The following is a 21,490-nucleotide window of genomic DNA, read 5'->3' as shown; positions in this document are numbered from 1 at the left end:
CTAACAATAATTGTTTGAAAAATACCAATACAAACACTATTCAGCTTTTGTATAATAATAGAAAAGGCATTTGGAGATGATGGACAAAGTGGACTCTTCCTGGTTAATAGATTTACTCATCGTATTTTTGCTCATCATAGGAAACGGAATTTTCGCAATGACTGAAATTGCTCTCATATCATGCAGTGAAGCCAAACTAAAAAATGAAGCAGAAAAAGGCAAAACTAGCGCGAAACTTGCCCTTCGTTATTTAAAGGATCCGACAGATCTGATGTCAACCGTTCAGGTCGGCATTACATTAATCGGCATCATCAATGGGGCCTTCGGTGGCGCTCGTTTATCAACCCCTTTTGCTAACTTAATGATTAATTGGGGATTAAGCAGCGATTGGGCTTATTCAATCAGTTATATTGTAGTCGTCACTGCGATTACGTATTTATCGCTTATTGTCGGCGAACTTGTCCCTAAACGCATGGCATTTGCGGCTCCCGAGCGCATTACACTGACAGTGATTCCGACTATGAATATATTTTCAAAGATTATGCGTCCATTCATTTGGATTTTATCTAAATCAACTTTATATGTCTTCAGCTTGCTGGGCTTAAAAAAACAAAACACAAGCCAAGAAGCTGAGTCTGAAATTAAACAATTATTATCGAAAGGCGTTCAAGACGGCGCTTTCGCCCATGATGAAGTACAGCAAGTCGAGCGTGTTTTCGCCTTCCACGATCAGTTGGCATTTGAACTGATGCAGCCCCGCACAACTTTAGACTGGATAGACTTAGAGGATACAAATGATGATATAGCCGCATCAATTTTGAACAGCAAACATAATAAGCTTCCTGTCGGCCAAGGAAGTTTGGACGATTTTCTCGGATTTGTCGATGTACGCGATGTTTTAATGGATTTCCCGATTACCGATGCTCACCAAATCACTAAACATTTGAAGCAGCCGTTAATTTTGCCCAGACAGATGGATGCCAGTGCCGTTCTGCAGTCGATGCAGAAGAGCGGCAGCGGTATGGCATTTGTACTGGACGAGTATGGCGGTTTCCTTGGAATGATTACATTATTTGATATACTCGAGGCAATCGTCGGCGACATTCCGATTGAAGAAGAAGAACCTGAGTTAATTGTTCGCCATGACGGCTCATATTTGGCGGATGGTTTATTGCATATTGAGGATTTAAAACGATATTTGGATATTAAAGACCCTTTACCGGGTGAGGAACGCTCCTCTTATCATACAGTAGCCGGGCTGTTCATATATCTTCTGGGAGATTTGCCGAAGAAAGGCAGTCGCGTTAGCTCCAACGGTTACACATTCGAGGTCGTCGACTTGGACGGCAACCGAATTGATCAATTGCTGATTGAGAAGCTCCCGGAGGAAGAAGAAAGTTCCGCTAAGAAGTCAATTCAAGAGGATGGAGATGAATAATTATCAGAAAACTATTTTATAACGGACGTTTTTATACAATGGAAAAGGAAGGCGCAACCGTTGAATCAGTAATCGTGAATAATGGATTAATTGAACGTGCAGGCAATCTTCAAGATTGTCTGCATTTCTTAAATGGCCGATCTTATGAAAAAATTGATTTAGCCGGAAAAACGATTCTGCCCGGCTTTATCGATTCGCACCTTCACTTGATCGGGCACGGAGAAAAGCTTGAGAAAGTGAATCTTTCTGTCGCGACAACAAAGAAAGAAGTACGGCTGTTACTGCAGGCTGCTTCACTCAAAAACGATGTGGTTATTGCTGAAGGATTTCATGAAGATTTGACAACAGACGGTGAAATATCGAAAGCTGACCTGGATGTATGGTTCCCGCTTCAGCCTGTCATTCTCATTCGCCGCTGCTATCATACAATTTTACTAAATGAGTGTGCCATGCATAAGTATAAGCTGGCCGATTGGGACATTCCCGAGAAAGAAATCGGGAAAGACATAAACGGACAGTTGAACGGGTACATATACGAAGGTACTATGCAAAGATTAAGAAAACTTTTGCAAACGTACCCGTTGCAATTGCTGGAACGATATATCGAGGCCGGCATAAGAGATGCCAATTCGTATGGAATCACTTCCCTTGTCAGTGAAGATTTATCTTACTATGGTGATTGGGCACCGACACTTCAAGCTTTTACCAACACATTGTATAAAACAGACAATCCTTCAATGAAGCTGCATTTGCTGGCGCATCATACCGTTTGGAAGAAAGTCGATGAACAAGGCTTCTTCGACCATCCGCCTCACCCTTACCTGTCAATTGGCAGTGTGAAGTTTTTTCTCGATGGGTCACTCGGAAGCCGCACCGCTTATTTGAAACAACAATACTCAGACGATACAAACAATTATGGCATCCGCAATTTTTCGGAACAACAGCTTGAAGCCGAAGTACAGAATGTGCGGAAAAGCAAGCGCACTGTCGCATTCCATATTATCGGTGATGCCGCATTTGAGATGGCTGTATCTGTCTTAAAGAAATACCCCCCTGTCATTGAAAATCAAAAAGACCGTCTTATCCACTTGTCTATGCTTCCTGAAGATGGTATCGAAAAGCTGCGAGGCATGCCTATCGTCCTGGATTTACAGCCGATTTTCTATAGTTCTGACTTCGCTTGGATTAAAGAGCGAATAGGCTCTGACCGTCTTCCTTTCGCATATCTGCTGGCAACATTCGTGCGTAATGGCTTCATATGCGGCGGAAGCTCAGATGCCCCGATTGAAACAATAAATCCTTGGGAAGGAATTTATGCGGCAATAGAACGCAAACCGATGGATCAGCCCGCACAAAGAGAATCTCTTACTTTATATGAAGCGATTTACTTATACACTAAAGGAAGCGCACAAACTATTGGCAGCCAATGTGGAGAAATACGTGCCGGTTATGCTGCTGACTTCCAAATATACGAGACAGATCCGTTTCATGTCGCCAAAGAGCAAGTGCGGCATTTGAGACCGAACCAACTATTCGTCAATGGTGAAATTATCTCTTACGCAACAAGCCTCTAAATCAATTTTAGAGGCTTGTCATCGTCACATGAATGACAAATGATTTTCGTGTTTTTATAACACTTTACGATATTTTTCTACATTACCCTTGTAATAATTAAACTAAATACGAACAATAATATCATTAAATTAATAAAAGTTCGCTTATTGTATTGACGAATAAATCATCATTTGTTATATTTACCGATGGTGTCAGGAAAAAAGATCAAGCCACCTGGAGGTTAATGATTATGAAACAATATGATGTAATTGTAGTCGGAGCAGGTCCCGCGGGGATTTTTGCCTGCTATGAACTAAGCTTAAAAATGCCGCAAGCGAAAGTACTTTTAATTGATAAAGGTCACGATATTTATAAAAGAAATTGCCCGATTCTTCAGAAGAAAATCGAAAAATGTCCGCCTGCAGTCGGCCGTAAAGAATTTGCCGGATGTTTGCCTGCTTGTTCCATCACAAATGGTTTTGGAGGAGCCGGAGCTTATTCGGACGGAAAATTCAACATCACAAGTGAATTTGGCGGTTGGATGACAGATTATCTCGATGATTCTCAAGTAATCGATTTAATTAAATATGTCGATGCCATCAATTTAAGTCATGGGGCAACTGAAACAATTACAGACCCATTAACTCCTGAAGTTAGAGAAATCGAAAAAAGAGGTTATGCGGCAGGATTGAAGTTACTGCGCTCCCAAGTGAGACATTTAGGAACTGAACAAAACCTTGAAATATTAAAAAGCATTTTTGAATACTTAAAAGATAAAGTCGACATGCAGTTCAAAACTGAAGTTGAAGACATTGTTACCGAGAAAAACGAAAGCGGTCATCAAATTAAAGGAATTGTCTTAAAAGACGGAAGTGCGATTTTGGCCGATAAAGTCGTGATTGCTCCCGGTCGCGACGGTTCAAAATGGCTGACAAAAATCATGAAAAAACGCCGCTTGCACATGATAAACAACCAAGTCGATATCGGCGTGCGCGTTGAAACTTCTGATGTTGTCATGGAAGAAATCAACACGCATTTATATGAAGGAAAATTCATTTACAACACATCAGTCGGCACACAAGTACGCACTTTCTGCAGCAATCCGTCCGGTCATGTCGTTGTAGAGAACCATTCCGGCATCATGCTGGCAAACGGTCACGCATATAAAGATAAAAAACTCGGCAGCAGCAATACAAACTTTGCCCTGCTCGTTTCTCATAAATTTTCCGAGCCGTTTGATCAACCGAATGAATATGCAATTGATGTGTCCCGCCTGGCAAATGCCCTATCTAACGGCGGCATCATCGTGCAAAAATACGGTGATATTTTGAAAGGCAGACGCTCGACAGAGAAACGAATAAAAGAAGGATTCATCGAGCCGACTTTGAAAGAAGCGGTTCCCGGAGACTTAGGGTTAGTGCTGCCATACAATACGATGAAGAGCTTAATTGAAATGACAGAAGCCTTAAATCATGTGTCACCCGGTTTAGCATCTGAACACACATTATTTTACGGTGTTGAAGCGAAGTTTTACTCAGCCCGACCTGTCACGAATAAACATTTCGAATCGGAAATTTCCGGACTGTATGTCGGCGGAGACGGAGCTGGCATCACGCGCGGATTGGCTCAAGCCGGAGCGTGCGGTGTGTGGATTGCCCGCGATATTATTAATAAGGTCAATGGAATTCAAACTTCTCCAGCGGTTCAAAATGTTTATGCCTAATTTAGCGGTTCGGACTGATTATTTGTAAATGCGGACTAATTATTTGGGAATTTGAAAGAATTACAGCAAACCTGGATTAATTATTTTAAAATCTGGATGAATTCTTTGTAAATTCGGACTAATTATTCCTAAATTCGGATGAATTCCCCGCCTCTAGAAGACTAACAATCTTTCAGAGGCATTTTTTAATGGATGTAATAGCCCTTGAAACAGCCCAAAAGCTTTTTTTACAATGAAATAGACAGAAATAAAGCGAAAAAGGAGAATCATTCATGATTAAAGCAGTTATTTTCGATATGGACGGTTTAATGTTCGACAGTGAAGTTCTTGGCATAGAAATGATGAAAAAAACGATGGAGCATTTCCCGTTTGAATATGATCATGATTTAAATACACGGATTATCGGAACAACAAGTGAATATATTAGAAAGCAATTTTCAGAGCACTATGGTGAGGATTTTCCGTTTGAGGAGGTAATGAAGCATAAAAAAGAAATAACACTGCAATATTATCATGAAAATGACATTCCGAAAAAAAGCGGCTTAGTGGAATTGCTGCAATTTTTAAAGGAAAACGATTATAAGCTTGGTGTCGCGACTTCCACTTATCGCGATGATGCAGAATTTATGCTGAAGCAAGCGGATATTTATCACTTTTTCGATGAGATTGTCTGCGGTGATGAAGTGAAAAAATCTAAACCGAATCCGGATATTTACTTAACAGCATTACATAAATTGAACGTGAAAGCAGAAGAAGCCATCGTGCTTGAAGATAGCGAAAATGGATTACGTGCCGGCCAAAGCGCGGGTATCGCAACAATTTTTGTGAAAGATCTTGTTCATCCACACGAAGAAGTTCTTGAAAAAGTGGTCTGCAGCGCACAAAGCTTGCATGATGTAATTGCCTATTTAAAGAATGATACGGTTTAAACTTGTTTTCGTCTCTCTCTCAGTGATATACTTTCTTGAACATAAAGGAGAATAACACTATGAAGAATGAACAACCGAAAAAAAAGTTAAGCTTACAAGAGATCATCAATCAAAAATTGGCAGCTAAAAAGCAAGGCAATAATAAAAATGATACATCACATTATTCTACTGCTACAAAAAGCTTAAAAAGCCAGCAAACGAAGAAAACAAATAACCAACGCAAACGTACCGGTGTGTAATCGAAGCAAATACTAACTCTGCAGTCTCGGGCCGTTTATTTTTGAATCCGGACTGATTAATTTTTAAAGCAGACCGATTCCGGAGAAATGCGGACTGATTAGGCAGTAAAATGAGTGGCTTTTAACAAAAGAGAAGTGACCATCCATAGTCACTTCTCTTTTCAATTCCAAAGCAAATAAACTTAAAACCTGCTTGCTCCGCCATTTCTAATTAGACCGCATTCGAAAATCATCGGTCCGACCTATCTGGAGGATTTTGTATGAAAAATACGCCTATTTCCGCCAAATAAAATAACTGATTGCGATTAAAAAATCAATGCCTAAGACGAGTGACCATACTTTGAATATCGATGTTAATGCTTCTGTTCGTGTTGCATCATTTATCCAATAAACTAAGCCTAACAATATCGCTGCTCCGATACAATAAGCTAAAACATGTTTCAACCAGCCTATAAAGTTATGCTTTGCAAATTCGAGTCCGACTTTTTTTACCGGCTTTTCTCCTTGCTTCATAACATAATAGCGGAATCTGTCGTCCGCCCACTGAATCATGCTTTTTCCGAAAGCAATCGATACACCAATATAGACAGCGGCAATCGCATGTGCCATAGTGGCGGTCGCTCCCCAATACAAATCCAAGCCTGTAATGATAACCAATACAAGATCAATAACCGGCGTCATTGCCAGCAGAAAAAAACCTAATTTTTCTCTTTTAGCGATATACCTCGTGATTAACCCTGCTAAAATAAAGACCCAAAACAATATTTCACACGCTACAATACTCCAAGCAATTGCATTCATTTCTTTTCTCCTATTCACTAAATTACATTCTTTACAATTCCAAAATATGTTATATTGAGTGTAAATGGTGACGTTACGTAACCTGCAAGCTTTGTTTAGGGGGTTTATAAATGAAATATTTTTCAATCGGCGAAGTTTCGAAAAAATTCAATACTTCATTGCGGACGCTACGCTATTATGACGAAATCAATCTTCTCCAACCTGAGGTGAAAGATGAAAGCGGCAGAAGATTTTATTCACAAGACAATTTGCTCACCTTGGAGAAAATAACTTTATTAAAATCCGCTTCCCTGCCTCTATCGGATATCCAAAACATACTGAACGAAGCAGATATGCATGCCGTCCTTTTGCTTCATAAAAATTTATTGCAAAAAGAAATTCAGCAACTGCAGCAATCTCTCGCTCACACGCAATCTCTCTTACATATTTTATTTTTAGAAGAAGAGCTTAACTGGGAACAGCTGCTTCCTTTAGTAAGACAAAACGAAATGATGAATAAAGAAAAGAAACTCGTAACAGACGATTTCTTCAACAAACAAGAACAATTGACATTGAAAGAAGTGCTCCCTCATCTTGAAAACGACAATCCGGAAACAATTAAGTGGCTTCATATTATGAAAAGAATACAGCTTTATGCCGAAAAAAAACTTCCCCCTCATTCGAAAGAAGCTCAGTTGCTCGCAGCAGATATTCAATTATTGACGTTAGAGACATTCGACGGCGATGAAGAGCTTGCGGAACGTTTTTGGAAAGCAAGAAAATCAGAAGAACAATCAGAGGCTATGAATTTGTATCCAATTGATCAAGAGCTGTTGGATTATGTGGAAGAGATAACGTCTGTCTATGAAAATATGAACCGACAACCAAAACGCCGGCGTAATTAAATAAATAATACGCCGGCGTTTTGATATCAGCCAAATAGCTCTTTTAGCTTGATTTTATTTTTCGAAATATCTTCTAAAGTATAAGAATCCAACACTTTCAAAAAAGCAAACAGCGCTTGATTGAGAACTCCCTTTAACGTACAAATCGATGTAATAGGACACCCCGAGTGATCACCGCCGAAGCATTCCACAATATTAAAATCTTCTTCTGTCTTTCTGACCAATTGCCCGATATTAATCTCACTCGGCTCCATCGCTAAACGTATCCCTCCGTTCCTGCCCCGAACAGTCTCTAAATACCCCAGCTTACCGAGCTGATAAATAATTTTCGTCAAATGATTTTTAGAAATGCCATAAGCATCAGCTATTTCCTGGATGTTAACGAGCCGATCGTTATGTACATTCACATATAATAAAACGCGAATTGAATAGTCCGTAAAACTTGTTAATCTCATTATTCATACCTCATTGCAAGAGATTTCAATTATCTTTATTTTAACATAATGGTGTAAATTTGAACATAATTGTCATAAAAACATGTATTTTAAATATTGCTTTTATTTTCTGAACATTTATAATGAAACATGTATTTAAAATACTTCTTTAAGGGATGGGGACACTTCATGTTATCACAATCAACTATCACAACTATTAAAGCAACAGTACCTGCATTAGAAGCTTACGGTACTGAAATTACAAAAGCATTTTACAAAAAATTATTTGAAACGCATCCACAACTATTAAATATCTTCAACCACACAAATCAACAAAAAGGCAGACAACAAAATGCCTTAGCTACTACTGTTATGGCAGCTGCGAAATATATCGACCAATTGGAAGTGCTTTTGCCGGCAGTTAAGCAAATTGCTCACAAACACCGCAGTCTGCAAGTACAGCCTGAGCACTATCCGGTAGTCGGCGAAACATTATTATGGGCGATTAAAGAGGTTTTAGGTGACGTAGCAACTGATGAAATCTTAAATGCATGGGGAGAAGCATACGGAGTCATTGCCGATATCTTCATTTCTGTCGAAAAAGCCATGTATGAAGAAGCCACTGCTGAATTAGGCTGGGATGGCTACAAATCTTTCATTATCAGCAAAAAAGTGAAAGAAAGCAAAAATATTACTTCTTTCTATTTAACTGCAGGAGATGGTTCAAAATTGCCGTCATTTAATCCCGGCCAATATATAACAGTTCGTGTAAGGATTCCCGGTGAACAGTACTTATTAAACAGACAATATAGCTTAACTGCTTTACCGAATGAAGATTACTTCCGAATTTCAATCAAAAGAGAAGCAATAGAAGGTTCGCCTGCTGGTAAAGTATCCAACTATCTTCACGATTTCATAAACGAGGGCGATTCAATTGAAGTGACAGCGCCAGCCGGCGAGTTCACAATCGACTTATATGAAACTAAGCCGATTCACTTTATTGCGGCAGGAGTTGGAATCACTCCATTTATGAGTATGCTTCACACATTGGCAGATAAAGAGTCTCAAAGAGATATTACAGTTATTCATGCTGTGCAAAACGAACAAGTACAAGCCTTCCATCAAGAGTTGGCGACGCTTCAAAATCAGCTTTCCAATTTCAGTGCTTCATTCTACTATGAATCTGGTGACCGCAGTGAAAAACAAGAGGGCTTCCAATATGCTGCAGGTCGTGTAACTGAAGAAACTTTACAGCAACTTGATACTAACGGCATCTATTATGTATGCGGACCTGTACCGTTCATGCAATCTGTTGTTTCTGCTTTATACAAATCGGGAGTTTCCGAGGAACAAGTGAAATATGAATTCTTTGGACCTGCAATGGCTATTCAATAATAAAACTTAACGCAGGTTTTTTGTTAGACCGTTGGGAAAACCTTTTCTCAACGGTTGTTTTTTCTATCGTGCAAATTTTTCGATCAGTTCATGCAGAAGAACTATATCTTTTAAATACTCCTCCTTCCAAAAGAATTATTTACAAAAAAAATCGCTTTAATAGCGATTTTTGATTTGTCTTAATGGCCGCCCAAATAGGCTTTTTTCACTTCTTCGCTAGCTGTCAATTCAGCAGCTTGTCCCGATAATACAATACGCCCCGTTTCTACTACGTATGCCCGATCGGCAATGGAGAGTGCCAGATTGGCATTTTGTTCAACTAATAGAATTGTCGTACCGGCATTATTAATCTCCTGAACAATCGAGAAAATTTGCTTAACAAGCAAAGGCGCAAGACCCATTGAAGGTTCATCAAGCAGCAACAGTTCAGGCTTTGCCATTAAGGCTCTCCCCATCGCCAACATTTGCTGCTCCCCACCTGATAATGTCCCGGCCTGCTGTTTTTGGCGTTCGAGCAATCTCGGAAACAGATGATACACCTTTTCAAGGTCCTGCTTAATGCCAGCCTTATCTTTTCTTAAATAAGCGCCTAGATCCAAGTTCTCTTCTATTGTCATATTGGCAAACACTCGGCGACCTTCCGGAACGTGCGAGATGCCTCGCTTAACAATAACTTGCGCCGCTTTTCCTTTAATTGAAGCATCCTTAAATATAATATCGCCTTGCTTCGGCTTCAGCAGACCGGATATCGTTTTAAGCAACGTGCTTTTTCCGGCTCCATTAGCCCCGATTAATGTGACGATTTCTCCTTGATTGATTTCAAGCGAAACCCCTCTCAGCGCTTGGATATTTCCGTAATATACATTGATGTCATTCACTTTTAACATTTTATGAAACCTCCTCGCCTAAGTACGCTTCAATAACCTTTGGATTGTTGCGGATTTCTTCCGGCTTTCCATGAGCAATCAACTGACCGTGATCCAATACATAAATTCGCTCACAAACACCCATAACTAGCGACATGTCATGTTCGATAAGCAAGACTGTCAAATCAAACTTCTCTCGAATAAAGGAAATCAATTTCATAAGTTCTTGCGTCTCTTGTGGGTTCATGCCGGCAGCCGGTTCGTCGAGCAGCAGCAATTTTGGATTTGCCGCTAAGGCACGTGCAATCTCCAACCGTCGTTGCTGACCGTAAGGCAAGTTTTTCGCAAGCTCGTCTTTGTATATATCCAAATTGAAAATCTTCAAAAACTCCAATGCCTTTTCTTCTATAATCTTCTCGCCTTTTATATGATTCGGCAGACGGAGAATAGAGCTTAAAATGTTATGCTTCGCTAACGAATGGTACGCAACCTTTACGTTATCAATAACCGATAAATCGCCAAAAAGACGGATATTTTGGAATGTTCGGCTAATACCTTTTTGGTTGATTTTATACGGAGGCAACTTCTTTAAATTCTCGCCATTTAAAGTTATGCTCCCCTCTGTCGGTATGTACACGCCTGTCAACAAGTTAAAAAATGTTGTCTTTCCAGCTCCATTCGGTCCGATTAATCCAACGAGCTCCCCATGATGAATTTCCATGTCTACGCCAGAGACAGCCTTCAAGCCTCCAAACTGTATTCCGACCGAATCAACTTTAAGCAGTGGTTTGTTTGTTGTCATGCTTGTGCCCCCCTTTTCGCTTAAAGAACGTTGTAAATTCTTTCGTCCCCATTAAACCTTGCGGACGATAAATCATCATAATGATTAAGACTAAACTATAAATAATCATTCGCGTTTCCGGATAGTCCTGCAAGAATGTTGTCACAATCGTCAAAAGAATCGCAGCCAATACAGATCCTGATAAACTGCCAAGACCGCCAAGCACTACAAAAATCAAAATATCGAAAGACTTTAAAAATCCGAAATTAACCGGCTGGATTATATAAAAGTTATGAGCATACAACCCGCCTGCTATTCCTGCAAAAAAAGCACCGATCGCAAACGCGATAACTTTATAATAAGTTGTATTGATCCCCATTGAATCTGCGGCTGTCTCATCCTCGCGAACCGAAATACAGGCGCGTCCATGTGTTGAAGTCGTGAAATTGCGAATAACGACAATCGTGATTAATACAGATGCAAAAACCCATGGCCAAGTCGTCATATGACTGACCTGCATTCCAGCTGCTCCACCTACATAGTCGATATTTAAAAGTGTAATCCGGACTATCTCACCAAAGCCAAGCGTCGCAATTGCTAAATAGTCACCCTTTAATCGCAAACTTGGAATACCAATCAATAGTCCCATTAAAGCGGCTGCAATTCCCCCGATTAACAGCGACAAAACGAAAGGCTGTTCAAGCTTCATCGTCACAACAGCAGAAGCATACGCTCCCACTGCCAAAAAGCCCGCATGTCCGATGGAAAACTGTCCTGTAATTCCTATTATTAAGTGTAAACTCACTGCCAAAATAATATTTATCCCGATAAACATAATCGTATTTTGATAGAAAGCATTCAAAGATCCACCGCTGATCAGCATTTGAATGACAGCAAATATGACGAACGAGAGTACAATTGAGAGCCAAAATCCTTTTGCTCGTTTCAATATATTCATAGCTTTGTCTCCCCTATACTTTTTCTTTTTTGTTTTTGCCGAAGATGCCTTGTGGTCTGAAAATAAGAATTAAGATTAGCACTACAAAAGCTGCACCATCACGCCATAATGAGTAACCGGCAGCACTTACTAATGCTTCAATAACACCTAGCAGCAATCCGCCGACCATTGCTCCCGGTATTATGCCAATACCGCCCAGAACCGCAGCGACAAAGGCTTTCAGTCCTGGAAGCAATCCCATAAGCGGTTCAATCTTAATATAATAAATACCGAAAATAACACCGGCAGCACCCGCTAATGCTGAGCCAATCGCAAAAGTAGCTGATATTGTATTATCAACATTAATCCCCATCAATCTTGCAGCATCGGCATCGTAGGAAACCGCACGCATCGCTTTCCCTATTTTCGTTTTATGGACAATGAACTGCAAAATGACCATTAGTATAATTGATACAACAAATATCCAGATTGACATACTATTCACTGAAATACCGAAAATATCGATGTTTTCGGATGGCAGTACGTCTTGTGGATAGGCATCCAACTGCGCGCCACGGAAATAAATAAATCCATATTCAATCAGTAACGAAACACCGATTGCTGTAATTAAAGCGGCTATTCTTGTTGCATTTCGGAGCGGCTTATAAGCAATTCGTTCAATCAATACGCCAAACACCGCACATACAGTCATCGCCACCATCAATGCCGGTATAAAAGGCAAATCAAAAATGGTGATGGAATAAAAACCGACAAAAGCGCCGATCATGAACACATCGCCATGTGCAAAATTTATCAATTTTATTATTCCGTAAACCATTGTATAACCAAGTGCAATAAGGGCATAAATGCTGCCGAGCGAAAGCCCGTTAATAATTTGCTGAATCCATTCCATGTTCGACTCCCCTTGAAAAATATTTCCCGGATAATATTTTGAAAACTATTAGAAAAAAGGAGGCATAGTCGCCCCCCTCCTTAATCTCTTTATTGCGGATCAATTTTTGTTTTAAATTGCTGTTCTCCATCAACAAATTCAAGGATTGTCGCTGATTTTACCGGATTGTGCTTATCATCTAACGTAAATGTTCCTGTAATCAATTCTAAATCCTTAGTTGATGCAAGCGCATCTTTAATTTTCACAGAATCAGTTGAACCGGCACGCTTTATAGCATCTGCCAGGAAGTATCCAGTGTCATAGCCTAAAGCATTGAAAGCGTCAGGAGATTTGTCGGAATACTTCGCTTTGAAAGCTTTAACGAATTCTTGAATCTTCTCATCTGGGTCACCGGAAGAATAATGGTTCGTAATGAATGTGTTATTTAACACTTCATTGCCTGCAATTTCAACTAATTTCGGAGAATCCCATCCGTCGCCGCCCATAATCGGAATGTCCAATCCAGCTTCACGCGCTTGTTTCACAATTAAACCAGCTTCTTCATAGTATCCAGGAAGAAAAATGAAGTCCGGCTCTGCTGCTTTCAAACGTGTTAAAGTCGCACGGAAATCAGTATCTTTAGCAACATATGCTTCTTCTGCAACAATCTCTCCGCCATTTGCTTCAAATTGCTCGACAAAAGCTGCTGCTAAGCCTTTTGAATAATCACTAGCGCTATCTAAGTAGATTGCTGCTTTTGTCGCTTTAATTTCCTGAGTTGCAAAGTTAGCTGCAACTGTACCTTGGAAAGGATCGATAAAACTTGTTCTAAATGCAAATTCGTTTAATTTGCCGTCTTTGAATGTAATATCAGGACTTGTACCGCTTGGTGAGATAATCGGTGTTTCATTATCCTCAGCAATTTGCACTTGGGCAATTGTATTACCGCTCGTTGCTGCACCGACACTCGCTACAACATCATCCTGTGTAATCAGTTTTAAAGCGGCACTTGTCGCCTCTGAACCTTCAGATTTGTTATCGACTTTAACAAGCTCGATTTTTTTGCCGTCTATGCCTTCTTTATTAATTTCTTCGATGGCCAATTCAAGACCTTCCAAAATAGATTGTCCATAAGATGCCACACCACCGGACAGTTCAAGGTTTGCACCGATTTTAATTGTATCGCCTTTACTGCCGCCGCTTGAATCGCTGCCACTATCGCTGTCAGTTGAATCAGATCCGCAGCCTGCAAGTACAACACTTGCTGCTAGAGATAAAGAGAATAATAGCCCGGTTAACTTCTTCTTCACATCAAACCCCCCTATATTCTATTACTAATTCTTATGTATGAATATTTTAAAAATAACAAATATTCTAAAAATATCTTACACGATAATAAGGCCTTAAGTCTATATTTAATTACATTTAATTGAAAATATATAATATTTTGGTTTATATTCTTTTTATTACCATTTACACTGTTATTAAGTACTTTTCCTCTTCTTTTACGAAATTCGTCTTCACCTTCATGACATTTGTGACTATCGAAACAGAAGATACCGATGAAGTAAAGAAGCCTTTGAATTATTGACATCTTCAGAGGAGGAAAAGTAATGATGGGCTCTTTCAGGATGCAATGTAAAATGGAGACTATTCGAATCTTTCGTAATCCTTATTACGTATTTTGGTCGTTATTTATGCCAATTGTCTTTTATTTCGTTTTCACGAAGGTTTTTGCCCCTAATGTTGATGATCGAGGCTTATTTGAAGCGCATTTCTTAATGTCGATGACCGCATTTATCGTTATGGGTTCCGCCATCATGACAATGGGTATTCGTTTAGTAGAAGAACAAACGAAAGGCTGGACTTTATTTCTAAAACTCACACCACTATCTTCTCAATCATACTTTCTTTCTAAAATGGTTAGTCAATCCGTCATTCATGTATTTTCGATTATATTAATTTTTGTAATCGGCGGCGTTGTAAACTCGGTTTCCCTTTCTATCACTGAATGGCTGCTTTCGGGATTATGGATCCTAATTGGGTCATTGCCTTTTCTGGCTCTCGGTACATTAATCGGCACAATGAAAAGAGTGGATACCGCTTCAGCTGTCAGCAATTAAATTTATTTATCAATTGCCATATTGGGAGGCATAAGGATGCCGCTTGAAGTATTGCCAAAGTTTATTCAAAATATCGCTGTCTGGCTGCCGGGATTGGAAATGAAGCTTGGCAAATTATTCGCGGCAATGCCCCAGAGTTCAGAAATATACTTTTATTATTGGGGTACTTCTTCCTGTTCACACTGTTATCCAGTTATATAAGGAAAAATCAAGAAGCGACAGCATAATAGCAAAGAGACTATCTAAAAGCCAATCACCGACCTTTAGACAGTCTCTTTTTTAGCGTAGGCATACCGCATTAATCAAATCTTTCAGCGCGGCTGCAGCAGCTGCTCGCGGATGGGATGCTCCGCCCGTCACACAAATCGCGCCCATTTCCTTCGTTTCAAAAACAATCCCCTTGTTTGTTCCATCAACATGAAATAACGGGTGCTCTTTTGAAAGCATGATTGGTTTTACTTGCACTATTGCCTTACCTTCGTGAAGTGCAGCTTGAGCGATCAGCTTTAGTTTTTTTCCTTCTGCTTGCGCCACAGACAGATGTTCTATCGCTATTTCATTTATCCCGGAAATTTTAATATCTCGCAAAGCTAGCTTCGTTCCTAAAAAACGGTTGGCGAGCAATAAGATTTTACAAGCACTATCAAAGCCTTTCACATCCATATCCGCATTTGCTTCGGCAATCCCTTTCTCCTGGGCATTTTTCAATGCTTGTTTAAAAGAAAGCTGCTCCTCAGCCATACTCGACAATATATAATTACTTGTGCCGTTCAAAATCCCTACGATAGATGTAATCGTACTGCCGGCTAAGCTATATTCGCCGATATCCAAAGTCGGCAAGGCCGCAGCAGTTGCGCCGCTATATTTTAGCTTTGCTCCATGTTGATTTGCTAATTCCATCACTTCCTCAAATGAAGTAACTAACGCTCCCTTTGAAACAGCAATGACATCCATCCCTTGCGACAACGCATCTATTATGTACGTTTTCCCAGGCTCACCGTTTACTATATTCGTCGGCGAGCATTCAACAAGAATATCACCATTTATATTAGCTTGCTGCAACGGGATGTGCATATCTACCGCGTATTGAAGAAGCGCATCCGAGCCATTGCCGTAATTCAGCAGAGCTTCAAGCTGAATACCTTCATCTTGAGCAATCATCCCTTTACTGCCAATAATTCCGCAAACCTTTATTTCCAAATCATAGGTGTTCTTCAGCATTTCTTCTTTTTCTGACAGAAGCTTTACCAGCTCCTTTGCAACATTTCCATAACCGCTTATGATTAAGTCTTTTTTCATCTCTTTCTCCTGCAAACTATTTAAATGTGATAAGTTTTACTGAAAATCGTCAAATCTTCAATTCTTGCAATATTCGGTGTATAACCTATTCCCGGTGCGTCCGGAACTGTAATCAATCCGCCCTTCATTTCCACAGCAGGGTCGATAATATCTTGCTTCCAATAATGTGAAGAAGGTGCTGTGTCCCCTGGCAAAGTGAAGTTGGCAAGGCTCGTAATCGCAATATTGTGTGCACGTCCGATGCCCGCTTCGAGCATCCCGCCGCACCACATCGGAATATGATGCTGAACACATAAATCATGAATCTTTTTCGATTCTGTCAGTCCGCCAACCCGGCCAATCTTCAAATTGATTACCTTACAGCTTCCTAATTCAATCGCTTTTCTCGCATCCTCCGCTGAGTGAATGCTTTCATCAAGACAGATTGGTGTCTCCAGCTCGGCCTGCAATTTAGCATGGTCGATAATATCATCATGAGCTAGCGGCTGTTCAATCATCGTCAACCCGAATTCATCCAGCTGTTTCATATGATCTATGTCATTTAGGGAATATGCGCAATTGGCATCAGCCATCAGCTGAATAGCAGGAAACTCCTTGCGGACAGCTCGTAAAATATCAATATCCCAGCCAGGCATAATTTTCACTTTAATTCTTTTATAGCCTTCTTTTAGATAGTCCTCAATTTGTTTCAGCAACTGTCTTTCTGATTCTTTTATGCCAATGCTGACTCCGACTTCAATCTGCTTTTTCACGCCTCCTAAAGCTTTAGAAAGGGATACGTTATTTTCCTTCGCATACAAATCCCATATTGCCCCTTCAATAGCAGCCTTCGCATTGAAATTACCGCGTACAGGTTTAAAAATGTCCATTACGTCATCAGGATGGCTGATCGAAGCTTTAGACAAACGCGGTATTAAATGATCGTTCATCATATGCCAATTCGTCTGAACCGTTTCCTCATTGTACATCGGTTCGACAATCGACACCGATTCTCCCCAGCCTGATAAGCCGCTCTTCGATTGCACTTCTACAGCGATAAAGTCTTTATCAACTTCTGTTCCAACACTTGTGGTAAAAGGATGCAGCAATTCCATCTTGACCTGTCTTAAAATGATTCTATTAATCTCCATTTTTGTTCCCCTTATTTCTTAGTTCACTTTTTTCAGCACGTATACATATTGATTTTCCATTTGGCTATCCTTCAATAAATCGACTACGAGCCAGCCTCTTTGCATGTAATGAGAAAATACTTGTTTCGTTGTCTCTCTCCATGTCACGGCAAGCAGGAAATCACATTTTTTCAAACTTTGAAAATTACCCGGAACCGGCACAAGCAAGTGTTCATCGTTTAAATTTAATATGATTTCCGATGGTCTTATAAAACCATCCTTCACATCCGTATTAATACAGTACGGATGCAATAAGTTGTGAGCTGTTTCGTCATCATCCTCCCTAATTCGCCACTCCACTAAAAAGCGATCTGTCGCAATGCCCTTGTTCATAGCATCAGACATTTCTCCGTATACATTTTCCATATAGTCCGTACAGACGGCTTTCAGTTTATGGACGTTCAAATTGCCATTAACAGTCTCAAGCGGATCATATGTCCATGAAATGTATTCATAACCCATTTGCAAAGCCAATTCCTTCTGCTTTCTTTTTAAGCGTTCTCCGATACCGAACGCGCGATAATCAGGATGAATACCGAGGCTATGCGACACAAGATAAATGTTCTTCCCGTTAAAACCCGGGAAACTATATTGAAAACCGATAAGCTTATTGTTAAAAAATGCTCCTAAAATAAAACCGCCATTTTTGACCGTTGCTATCGTCTGATTCACCGGCACAGCATCTTCAACCGACCAAACAAGCGACTCCAACTCATAGACGTCTTCTAATTCCTTTACTGTATGAAGAGTTCGTATCGTTAATGAAGATAAAATTTCGTGTTTCATTCATGTTCCTCCTTGCTGTTTAACATTACCACTGCTTTTTGTCGGCAAACAGCAAAGTTTGTGCTAAAATTTGCGTGCCAAAAATCAATGCTTCTTTATTAAAGGTCATTGCCGGATGATGCAATCCCGGCTGCAGGCCGCAACCGAGTCCAATCATCGTAGCAGCGATATCCGTTTTTTTCATTGTATAAAAGTGAAAATCTTCCGCTCCTGGTGATTTGCAGTATGAATTTACATTTTCCTTTCCTAAAACAGTCGCAATCGCTTCTGTAGAAACTGCAATTGCAGCATCATTCGTAACCGCAGCCGGAGCATACTCTTCCAAGCTGAATGCAATATTCGTTTCTGTCAGTGCTGCAATCGATTCAACGACACGTTTCGCTTTTTTAATTAACAAATCCATCGTCTCATTGTTTTCCGATCTTAAATCGAATGTAAAACGGGCTTTTTCAGGTATGCTGTTGGATGCCTCACCACCTTGCAGCTCCGTTATTTTAATCGAATAGCTTCCTTGCGCTTGCAAACGAATTTGCGATATTGCTTGAATGAGTGCAGAAGCTGCCTCAAGTGCGTTAATGCCTAGCTCCGGTCTGGCGGCATGAGCCGTTTTTCCCGTAATTACCCCTTTAATGCTGACACTCGAACCGTGCTGAATGACAGGAGCGGCCTTTTGAAACGGCACTTCCAATTCCGGACGCAAATGAATGCCGCCAAGAAACTTCACATTCTCTAAAACGCCGTCCCTCACCATTTGCAGCGCTCCTTCAGCCACCTCTTCAGCCGGCTGAAAAATAAACCGGACAGTATGCCGGAAGCATCTTCCGCTTTGTTTCAATGCAAGCGCAGCATGTAAAACCATCGTGCTGTGGGCATCATGTCCGCATGCATGATTCGCTCTCACCTCTCCATCAATCTCTTGCATAAGCGCATCCATATCGGCGCGAAGAGCAATCACTTCCCGCTTTTCTCCCTGCAGTTCAGCAATGAAACCATAGTGACCCGCAAACGTCTGAATAGAAAAACCTGCATCATATAATACCTTCTGCAAGTAACGTGATGTCTTTTCTTCTTTCCAGCTCGGCTCGGCCAATTTATGCAGCGCATCATATGTACATAAAATAACATTTTCATTCTCTTTAATTGCTTGGATCAAATCTCTCATCGTGAACACCTCCTTAATGCCATTATATTATAAGGTTATACAGCCCTACCTACGTACGTTTTAAAATTTCTTCCTTATGAAGTAAAAGAGGCGCCTTCAAGACATTTACAGCTTGTCTTAATAGGCGCGCCCTCTTGGTTTATCGATTAAAATATTATATGCGCAATGACTACAATGATTGGCAATGTAATAATAGTACGTAAAATGAAAATCAGCACTAAATCCCAGAAATTAACCGGAATTTTAGAGCCTAAAACAAGTCCACCCATTTCCGATAAGTAAACAAGCTGCGTAACAGATACACAGGCAATGACAAATCGTGTCAATTCGCTTTCAATTCCGCTTCCTAAAATCGCCGGAAGTAGCATATCGGCAAATCCAACTACCATTGTTTGAGCCGCCTCAGCTGCTTCAGGCACCTGCATTAAAGCTAAAATTGGCTCAAATGGCTTACCTAAGATTGCAAAAGCAGGCGTGTATTCCGCAATAATCAAACCGATTGTTCCGATTGCCATAACAACCGGCAGAACACCAACCCACATATCCAATACGTTTTGGAAACCTTCTTTAAATATAGAAGAAACTTTATCATTTTTACTCGCTTTTCTTAGCGCGGAATTTAAACCCCATTTTGCAAGCGATACATCAGAAGGAATGTCGTCCTCTGGTATCATTTCCACTTGTTCATAGCTAATGTCCGCTTTTTTCGATAAAGGCGGAATGCGCGGCATTATAATTGCAGCAACAAAACCTGCTAGAACAATTGTGAAATAGTACGGCAGAAAATATTGTTCCAAATCCAATTGCTGAAGAATGACGATGGAAAAAGTAATCGATACTACCGAGAACGTTGTCGCAATGACTGCCGCTTCACGTTTCGTATAATATCCCTCTTCATATTGCTTCGCTGTCAGAAGCACTCCGATTGTGCCGTCGCCAACCCATGAAGCTAAGCAGTCCAATGATGAACGACCAGGCAATTTAAAAACCGGACGCATAATACGCATAAATAATGCACCTGCAAATTCAAGCAATCCAAAGTTCAATAATAACGGCAATAAAATACCTGCCAAAAAGAAAGTCGTAAATAACGTAGGAATAAGACCATGAAGAAGCGTATCCCCTGTATTTTCAGAAATAATCCAGCTTGGGCCGAATTGCCATAATGTTAAAACGGCAATCACCGCACCGATTACACGAGTAATCATCCAAAATATACTTACATTCAGCAAGTTATTCAGAAATGGACGGTTAATGATAAAAGCCGGCTTTGCCAAAACAGCAAACACTGTGCCGATAGCGCCTGATACAATAAATATTACAGCTGTTAACGGAATATAATCGCCGACAGCAGACATGATTTGCCCGGATAAAAAGGCAATCGGTATCGTAATTGAACCATCTGCTTTTATCGGGACAATAAATAATAAAATACCGATTAATGATGGAATTAAAAATTTCAAATAATCTTTTGCAGTATACGTTGATTGCTGCAATTGTTCATTTTGCTTTTGAGCAAGATTGTTCATTTCGTTTTCCCCTTTATTAAAAACAATACTTCGAAATAATAAAGCATCTCATTATTCAAAAGCAAACAAAAAGGATGTAAAAATTCAAAAAAATTTATATTTATACAATAAACGAAATATAAAAGCTTATTTTCAGACACTTGAAATAAACTATATAAGCTGATATCATAAATTTTGTCAGCAAGATAATAATAACAAATGCGCCCGTAGCTCAATTGGATAGAGCGTCTGACTACGGATCAGAAGGTTATGGGTTCGACTCCTCTCGGGCGCGCCATTTATGAATTTAATATGCGGGTGTAGTTTAATGGTAAAACCTCAGCCTTCCAAGCTGATGTCGTGAGTTCGATTCTCATCACCCGCTTACATGAAACAGGGCCTTTCTATACGATAGGCTCTGTTTGTTTTATGAGTTATTATTGGGCGACGGACGAATTATTGGTCAAAGTCTTCTAATGCGAAAAAATTGCCTAACCGAACAGGCCCGCATCAGCACACACTCAGTGCTATCACTTAGAAAATAATTACAAAAACAGATAAAAAGGATTA

General features: G+C 40.1%; 21 protein-coding genes and 2 tRNA genes. 11 read left to right on the top strand and 12 right to left on the bottom strand.

The annotated features are described in order from the left end of the window. Window positions 1-76: 76 nt before the first annotated feature. The 5 genes from IEO70_RS17265 to IEO70_RS17245 all read left to right on the top strand — a co-directional run bounded on the left by IEO70_RS17265 (window position 77) and on the right by IEO70_RS17245 (window position 5,883). Window positions 77-1,438 carry a hemolysin family protein gene (locus IEO70_RS17265; protein ID WP_235973648.1) on the top strand — a complete coding sequence of 454 codons (1,362 nt, stop codon included), beginning with the start codon at window positions 77-79 and terminating at the stop codon, window positions 1,436-1,438. Window positions 1,439-1,476: 38 nt separating this feature from the next. Then, window positions 1,477-3,012 (top strand): amidohydrolase, encoded by a 1,536-nt coding sequence (locus IEO70_RS17260; RefSeq protein ID WP_190999616.1) that lies wholly within the window; start codon window positions 1,477-1,479, stop codon window positions 3,010-3,012. A 227-nt stretch (window positions 3,013-3,239) separates the two neighbouring features. Then, window positions 3,240-4,715, top strand: a complete 1,476-nt coding sequence (locus IEO70_RS17255; protein ID WP_190999690.1) for an NAD(P)/FAD-dependent oxidoreductase — start codon at window positions 3,240-3,242, stop codon at window positions 4,713-4,715. Between the two features lie 272 nt (window positions 4,716-4,987). Then, entirely contained in the window at window positions 4,988-5,644 is a 657-nt protein-coding gene (locus IEO70_RS17250; RefSeq protein WP_190999615.1) for an HAD family hydrolase, read from the top strand. A 59-nt stretch (window positions 5,645-5,703) separates the two neighbouring features. Beyond that, window positions 5,704-5,883, top strand: coding sequence for a hypothetical protein (locus tag IEO70_RS17245; protein WP_190999614.1), 180 nt, complete (start codon window positions 5,704-5,706; stop codon window positions 5,881-5,883). A gap of 273 nt (window positions 5,884-6,156) precedes the next feature. On the opposite strand, the gene IEO70_RS17240 is transcribed toward IEO70_RS17245, so the two are convergent. Next, window positions 6,157-6,684, bottom strand: a complete 528-nt coding sequence (locus tag IEO70_RS17240; protein ID WP_190999613.1) for a hypothetical protein — start codon at window positions 6,682-6,684, stop codon at window positions 6,157-6,159. 110 nt (window positions 6,685-6,794) lie between these two features. Between IEO70_RS17240 and IEO70_RS17235 the strand changes: the two genes are divergently transcribed. Next, on the top strand, window positions 6,795-7,568 hold the full coding sequence (locus IEO70_RS17235; RefSeq protein ID WP_190999612.1) for a MerR family transcriptional regulator: 774 nt from the start codon (window positions 6,795-6,797) through the stop codon (window positions 7,566-7,568). A 26-nt stretch (window positions 7,569-7,594) separates the two neighbouring features. Here the strand turns inward: IEO70_RS17235 and IEO70_RS17230 are convergent, their stop codons facing one another. Further along, window positions 7,595-8,023: an Rrf2 family transcriptional regulator gene (locus tag IEO70_RS17230; RefSeq protein ID WP_190999611.1), complete on the bottom strand. Its 429-nt coding sequence runs from the start codon at window positions 8,021-8,023 to the stop codon at window positions 7,595-7,597. Window positions 8,024-8,191: 168 nt separating this feature from the next. On the opposite strand from IEO70_RS17230, the gene hmpA reads away from it, so the two are divergent. Continuing rightward, window positions 8,192-9,397, top strand: a complete 1,206-nt coding sequence (hmpA, locus tag IEO70_RS17225) for an NO-inducible flavohemoprotein (RefSeq protein WP_190999610.1) — start codon at window positions 8,192-8,194, stop codon at window positions 9,395-9,397. A gap of 179 nt (window positions 9,398-9,576) precedes the next feature. On the opposite strand, the gene IEO70_RS17220 is transcribed toward hmpA, so the two are convergent. The 5 genes from IEO70_RS17220 to IEO70_RS17200 form a co-directional block, all read right to left on the bottom strand. After that, window positions 9,577-10,284 carry an ABC transporter ATP-binding protein gene (locus IEO70_RS17220; protein WP_190999609.1) on the bottom strand — a complete coding sequence of 236 codons (708 nt, stop codon included), beginning with the start codon at window positions 10,282-10,284 and terminating at the stop codon, window positions 9,577-9,579. Between the two features lies 1 nt (window position 10,285). Next, window positions 10,286-11,065: an ABC transporter ATP-binding protein gene (locus IEO70_RS17215; RefSeq protein WP_190999608.1), complete on the bottom strand. Its 780-nt coding sequence runs from the start codon at window positions 11,063-11,065 to the stop codon at window positions 10,286-10,288. Beyond that, window positions 11,040-12,002: a branched-chain amino acid ABC transporter permease gene (locus tag IEO70_RS17210; protein ID WP_190999607.1), complete on the bottom strand. Its 963-nt coding sequence runs from the start codon at window positions 12,000-12,002 to the stop codon at window positions 11,040-11,042. Before IEO70_RS17210 ends, IEO70_RS17215 begins: the two co-directional genes overlap by 26 nt. A 13-nt stretch (window positions 12,003-12,015) precedes the next feature. Continuing rightward, on the bottom strand, window positions 12,016-12,894 hold the full coding sequence (locus tag IEO70_RS17205; protein WP_190999606.1) for a branched-chain amino acid ABC transporter permease: 879 nt from the start codon (window positions 12,892-12,894) through the stop codon (window positions 12,016-12,018). 89 nt (window positions 12,895-12,983) lie between these two features. Next, on the bottom strand, window positions 12,984-14,183 hold the full coding sequence (locus tag IEO70_RS17200; RefSeq protein ID WP_328820960.1) for an ABC transporter substrate-binding protein: 1,200 nt from the start codon (window positions 14,181-14,183) through the stop codon (window positions 12,984-12,986). A 333-nt stretch (window positions 14,184-14,516) separates the two neighbouring features. Between IEO70_RS17200 and IEO70_RS17195 the strand changes: the two genes are divergently transcribed. Further along, a complete protein-coding gene (locus tag IEO70_RS17195; RefSeq protein ID WP_407949622.1) occupies window positions 14,517-14,996 on the top strand; it encodes an ABC transporter permease in 480 nt (159 codons plus the stop codon). A 36-nt stretch (window positions 14,997-15,032) separates the two neighbouring features. Next, complete coding sequence (locus IEO70_RS20470) at window positions 15,033-15,197, top strand: hypothetical protein (RefSeq protein ID WP_407949620.1); 165 nt, start codon at window positions 15,033-15,035, stop codon at window positions 15,195-15,197. Between the two features lie 78 nt (window positions 15,198-15,275). On the opposite strand, the gene IEO70_RS17190 is transcribed toward IEO70_RS20470, so the two are convergent. The 5 genes from IEO70_RS17190 to IEO70_RS17170 form a co-directional block, all read right to left on the bottom strand. Continuing rightward, window positions 15,276-16,295 (bottom strand): homoserine dehydrogenase, encoded by a 1,020-nt coding sequence (locus IEO70_RS17190; RefSeq protein ID WP_190999605.1) that lies wholly within the window; start codon window positions 16,293-16,295, stop codon window positions 15,276-15,278. Between the two features lie 20 nt (window positions 16,296-16,315). After that, window positions 16,316-17,425, bottom strand: a complete 1,110-nt coding sequence (gene menC, locus IEO70_RS17185) for an o-succinylbenzoate synthase (RefSeq protein WP_190999604.1) — start codon at window positions 17,423-17,425, stop codon at window positions 16,316-16,318. Between the two features lie 18 nt (window positions 17,426-17,443). Continuing rightward, on the bottom strand, window positions 17,444-18,250 hold the full coding sequence (locus IEO70_RS17180) for a GNAT family N-acetyltransferase (protein WP_190999603.1): 807 nt from the start codon (window positions 18,248-18,250) through the stop codon (window positions 17,444-17,446). A 25-nt stretch (window positions 18,251-18,275) separates the two neighbouring features. Then, window positions 18,276-19,412: an amidohydrolase gene (locus IEO70_RS17175; RefSeq protein WP_190999602.1), complete on the bottom strand. Its 1,137-nt coding sequence runs from the start codon at window positions 19,410-19,412 to the stop codon at window positions 18,276-18,278. A 146-nt stretch (window positions 19,413-19,558) separates the two neighbouring features. Beyond that, entirely contained in the window at window positions 19,559-20,941 is a 1,383-nt protein-coding gene (locus IEO70_RS17170) for a YjiH family protein (protein ID WP_190999601.1), read from the bottom strand. A 200-nt stretch (window positions 20,942-21,141) separates the two neighbouring features. On the opposite strand from IEO70_RS17170, the gene IEO70_RS17165 reads away from it, so the two are divergent. Continuing rightward, a tRNA-Arg gene (locus IEO70_RS17165) sits at window positions 21,142-21,218 on the top strand. 16 nt (window positions 21,219-21,234) lie between these two features. Then, window positions 21,235-21,305: transfer RNA gene (locus IEO70_RS17160), tRNA-Gly, on the top strand. Window positions 21,306-21,490 lie beyond the last annotated feature (185 nt).

The sequence above is a fragment of the Peribacillus faecalis genome, from assembly GCF_014712675.1.
Taxonomy (GTDB): domain Bacteria; phylum Bacillota; class Bacilli; order Bacillales; family DSM-1321; genus Bacillus_AD; species Bacillus_AD faecalis.
The sequence above is the reverse complement of the archived record's forward strand: the minus strand, read 5'-3'. Positions and strand labels throughout refer to the sequence as shown.

What these genes read in the sequence shown, in the direction of transcription:
- IEO70_RS17215 (WP_190999608.1), bottom strand. Translation starts at nt 11,065, where the DNA reads ATGACAACAAACAAACCACTGCTTAAAGTTGATTCGGTCGGAATACAG.
- IEO70_RS17170 (WP_190999601.1), bottom strand. Translation starts at nt 20,941, where the DNA reads ATGAACAATCTTGCTCAAAAGCAAAATGAACAATTGCAGCAATCAACG.
- IEO70_RS17260 (WP_190999616.1), top strand. Translation starts at nt 1,477, where the DNA reads ATGGAAAAGGAAGGCGCAACCGTTGAATCAGTAATCGTGAATAATGGA.
- IEO70_RS17220 (WP_190999609.1), bottom strand. Translation starts at nt 10,284, where the DNA reads ATGTTAAAAGTGAATGACATCAATGTATATTACGGAAATATCCAAGCG.
- IEO70_RS17235 (WP_190999612.1), top strand. Translation starts at nt 6,795, where the DNA reads ATGAAATATTTTTCAATCGGCGAAGTTTCGAAAAAATTCAATACTTCA.
- IEO70_RS17210 (WP_190999607.1), bottom strand. Translation starts at nt 12,002, where the DNA reads ATGAATATATTGAAACGAGCAAAAGGATTTTGGCTCTCAATTGTACTC.
- IEO70_RS17205 (WP_190999606.1), bottom strand. Translation starts at nt 12,894, where the DNA reads ATGGAATGGATTCAGCAAATTATTAACGGGCTTTCGCTCGGCAGCATT.
- IEO70_RS17265 (WP_235973648.1), top strand. Translation starts at nt 77, where the DNA reads ATGATGGACAAAGTGGACTCTTCCTGGTTAATAGATTTACTCATCGTA.
- IEO70_RS17195 (WP_407949622.1), top strand. Translation starts at nt 14,517, where the DNA reads ATGGAGACTATTCGAATCTTTCGTAATCCTTATTACGTATTTTGGTCG.
- IEO70_RS17180 (WP_190999603.1), bottom strand. Translation starts at nt 18,250, where the DNA reads ATGAAACACGAAATTTTATCTTCATTAACGATACGAACTCTTCATACA.
- IEO70_RS20470 (WP_407949620.1), top strand. Translation starts at nt 15,033, where the DNA reads ATGCCGCTTGAAGTATTGCCAAAGTTTATTCAAAATATCGCTGTCTGG.
- IEO70_RS17240 (WP_190999613.1), bottom strand. Translation starts at nt 6,684, where the DNA reads ATGAATGCAATTGCTTGGAGTATTGTAGCGTGTGAAATATTGTTTTGG.
- IEO70_RS17175 (WP_190999602.1), bottom strand. Translation starts at nt 19,412, where the DNA reads ATGAGAGATTTGATCCAAGCAATTAAAGAGAATGAAAATGTTATTTTA.
- IEO70_RS17190 (WP_190999605.1), bottom strand. Translation starts at nt 16,295, where the DNA reads ATGAAAAAAGACTTAATCATAAGCGGTTATGGAAATGTTGCAAAGGAG.
- IEO70_RS17230 (WP_190999611.1), bottom strand. Translation starts at nt 8,023, where the DNA reads ATGAGATTAACAAGTTTTACGGACTATTCAATTCGCGTTTTATTATAT.
- IEO70_RS17245 (WP_190999614.1), top strand. Translation starts at nt 5,704, where the DNA reads ATGAAGAATGAACAACCGAAAAAAAAGTTAAGCTTACAAGAGATCATC.
- menC (WP_190999604.1), bottom strand. Translation starts at nt 17,425, where the DNA reads ATGGAGATTAATAGAATCATTTTAAGACAGGTCAAGATGGAATTGCTG.
- IEO70_RS17250 (WP_190999615.1), top strand. Translation starts at nt 4,988, where the DNA reads ATGATTAAAGCAGTTATTTTCGATATGGACGGTTTAATGTTCGACAGT.
- hmpA (WP_190999610.1), top strand. Translation starts at nt 8,192, where the DNA reads ATGTTATCACAATCAACTATCACAACTATTAAAGCAACAGTACCTGCA.